Raw genomic sequence first — 3,364 nt, 5'->3', positions numbered from 1 at the left:
ACCCTATAATAGTAGGGTTCAAAGGGAACAGATACATAAAATAAATAAAGAGAATAATTTTATTATATAAGAAATCTGATACTGTAATATTGAGAAAGTGTAAAACCTTAATTAAATATTTTGATTTGAAAAGTGATGTGATTACTATTTTAAAATTAAGAACAGATTTAATAGAGAAAGCGTTTAAACTAACTCATATAAAAGAAGACAGCAACGCTAGTAAACAGGAAATTAATATTGCATTTAATTTATATGAAGAGTTACAAAAAATAAATGAATCTAAGAAATTTAAATTTTATCCTTATAATGAAAAGCAAGCCAGTGAATTCTCATCATCTGATTTCTCAAAAGACGCTTAAAAAATTACCCGTTTATGGATACATCTTTGCTTTAACTTAATGATGATGGGATACGGAAAAGATTTGTATCGATAAATTTTTTAGGGGAAAATAGTTAATCATTGATATAATTAAATTTACAATATATTCAAAGGAGGAACTCAATTTGAAGAAAACATTAATTGTTGGAGCAATATGCTTATCGCTCGCTTCTTTAACTGCATGTGGTAATAAAGAAGCATCTTCTGAAGCGAGTAAAAATGAGATTGTAATACACATACCTAAAGAAAAATCTAGAAATCTAGAACGATTTGAAACATTTTCTCAAAATGTAAAAGATAAGAAAAATGACGAGATACACATTAAAAATTATTTAATTGACGAGGAGGCAAAAGTACCGAGTTTAGAAACTGTAACTTATGAAAATGAGAAATTTACTTTTATTCACAAGTACAAAAACGACAATAGAAAGGATATATGTAATAAGTTCGTTACTCCTCAAGAAACACATGGTCTTGCATATATGCTAAGAGATTGCACCCAGTCAGAAGATGGTATTATACTTAAATATACAGCGAAGGATGGTGAGGGATCACACTCCATAAAAAATAAACCTGTTGAATTTATTGAAGTTGAGGGTGATAAAAAATACATATTCGTTAAGGACTTAGAGATTGGAGACTTCTTGAATGCTATCAAATTCACTCACTTCGATACCCCAACAAATCCATCTAACATAAAAGAACCAAATTTTAAAATCAATGTTCATTATTTAAACGGAACTACCCAGACGTATCATTTGTGGATTGACAAAGATAGATCAAAAGCATTACTTATGGACCCAGAACAAATAAACCATGGACATGAAATCGATAAAATATTTGTAGATAACATAATAAAAGCATTAAAGTGAAAAAGACATATCTTAATGCTCCTCGTTAAGGTGCATTTTTTCGATGGAAACATGAACTTAATTACTACTTAAAAAAATTGACCCTCTCACAGGCGGTTTTCTTATCCGTTTATCCCCGTCATCTCGTCTAACACATTATCCTTCGGGTACAGAAAACATATTGTCAGTCTACAACTATTGTTCAATAGTCTAAAACATATTTTTAATCAAACAGATTCTGCCTTTTTTCTCCTTGTGTTAAAGATAAGATTGTATTCTTTGAGCTTCTCTTTTTTTGTAGATTTTTGATACGGATGTTTTTGCCCCCCCTCGAAAAGGAGGAATACGGGATTCAGCCCATCAAATTTAGATTTTGAGCTTCTCCTTTAACGAAAATTTTGTGTTTTTTATCGCAAAGAAGTTCATTTTTATCGTTTTTGGGGCAACCTGTTTTGTTAAGCTTGATGGGCATGTGGCGGTACCCCACATCCATCAACTTAAGAAAATAGACTATTCTTAAACTTAAAAGCACGTTACTATTCTCTTATGTTAATGAGAAAGGGTGACGTGCTTTTTATGAATATGCATCAAAAACAAGAGCTGTCTTTATTTGCCGAAGAGTTATATCGATATATGTCTCCCGCTACACTTAATCAATTAGCTATAGAAGCAGGTGGAATGAAACGAAAACGTAAGTGCCATGGGCACCATTTTTTATCTTTGTGTGTATGGTTAAATCAACAAATCGCTACAACCTCTCTTACTCAACTTTGTAGTCAATTAGAAACTTCAACAGGAATTTTATTAAGTCCTGAGGGACTGAATCGACGATTTAACTCGGCTTCTGTAGCCTTCTTTCGAACTGTATTTACTACACTTCTACAAGCTAAAATTGGAGGATCATCTACAATTTCTCATTCTCTTTCTGCTTACTTTGAGCGGATTCGCATCCTTGATTCTACAACCTTTCAAGTTCCAGATCGATTCGCAGCTACTTATCCTGGTGCCGGAGGCTGTAGTCATACAGCTGGTGTAAAAATTCAATTAGAGTATGACTTGTTGAGTGGAGAGTTTTCTGATGTGAAAATTGAACCAGGAAAACGAAGTGATCAGGCATATGGGGCGACTCGAATGGACATGACACAAAAGAATGAACTATATATTCGTGACTTAGGGTATTTTCGTTTACAAGACTTTAAATCAATCCAAGATAAGGAAGGGTATTATTTATCGCGTCTTAAATTACCAACTAAAATATATAGAAAAGAATTCGAAACAGTGGTATTTAAAACAAAACCTGCTCAATTGAGACCGGTATATATACAAATTCATTTGGAAGACATCATGAACCAATTACAACCTGGCCAAGTTTATGAATTACAAGATGTATATGTAGGGAGCAAAGACAAACTACCCACTCGCATTGTGGTTTATAGATGTACAGAGGCGCAAAAACAGAAACGTCTACATGATCGAGCTATTCGTGAAAAGAAAAAAGGGATTACATATACAGATCGTACGAAACTTTTACAAGGAATTACGGTATATATGACAAACATTCCTACGGAATGGGTACCGAAAGAGAAAATCTATGATTTATATTCACTGCGTTGGCAAATTGAGCTGTTATTTAAAATATGGAAATCTTGGTTTCGAATTCATCGTTGTAAATCTATTAAACAAGAGCGATTAGAATGCCACCTTTATGGACAACTCATTAGTATTCTATTATGTTCTTCTACTATGTTTAAAATGAGAGAACTCCTATTACGTAAGAAACAGAAAGAACTAAGTGAATATAAAGCGATGTACATAATTAAAGATTATTTCTTACTTTTTCATCAAGCACTACATAAAAACACCCAAGAATTATCAAAGATTCTCCTTCGTCTGTTTAACCTCCTACAGCGAAACGGACGAAAATCTCACAGATATGAGAAAAAAACAGTCTTTGATATTTTAGGTGTTGTGTATGAGTATACCACTTCTGCCCATCAGGTAGCATAGCGAAAAATTTGAAACCCGTCAGGGTTTATTTGACGTGCCTACTTTTATAACATCTATAAAAGATAATAAAAAACTACGTGGAAAGACCGCATTTTGTATAAAAATATACGTTAAGTTGATGGATGTG

3 protein-coding genes are annotated in these 3,364 nt (G+C 32.8%); all 3 read left to right on the top strand.

What is annotated here, in order from left to right:
• Positions 1–137 precede the first annotated feature (137 nt).
• The 3 genes from ACO6VI_RS27855 (at position 138) to ACO6VI_RS27845 (ending at position 3,237) form a co-directional block, all read left to right on the top strand.
• Positions 138–359, top strand: a complete 222-nt coding sequence (locus ACO6VI_RS27855) for a hypothetical protein (RefSeq protein WP_241667546.1) — start codon at positions 138–140, stop codon at positions 357–359.
• Positions 360–504: 145 nt separating this feature from the next.
• Positions 505–1,251, top strand: a complete 747-nt coding sequence (locus tag ACO6VI_RS27850; protein ID WP_422424666.1) for a DUF4362 domain-containing protein — start codon at positions 505–507, stop codon at positions 1,249–1,251.
• A gap of 555 nt (positions 1,252–1,806) precedes the next feature.
• Entirely contained in the window at positions 1,807–3,237 is a 1,431-nt protein-coding gene (locus tag ACO6VI_RS27845; RefSeq protein WP_422424664.1) for an IS4-like element ISBce2 family transposase, read from the top strand.
• Positions 3,238–3,364 lie beyond the last annotated feature (127 nt).

The sequence above is a fragment of the Bacillus sp. PSXD-155 genome (genome assembly GCF_049310765.1).
In the GTDB taxonomy this organism is placed as follows: domain Bacteria; phylum Bacillota; class Bacilli; order Bacillales; family Bacillaceae_G; genus Bacillus_A; species Bacillus_A cereus.
The sequence above is the reverse complement of the archived record's forward strand: the minus strand, read 5'-3'. Positions and strand labels throughout refer to the sequence as shown.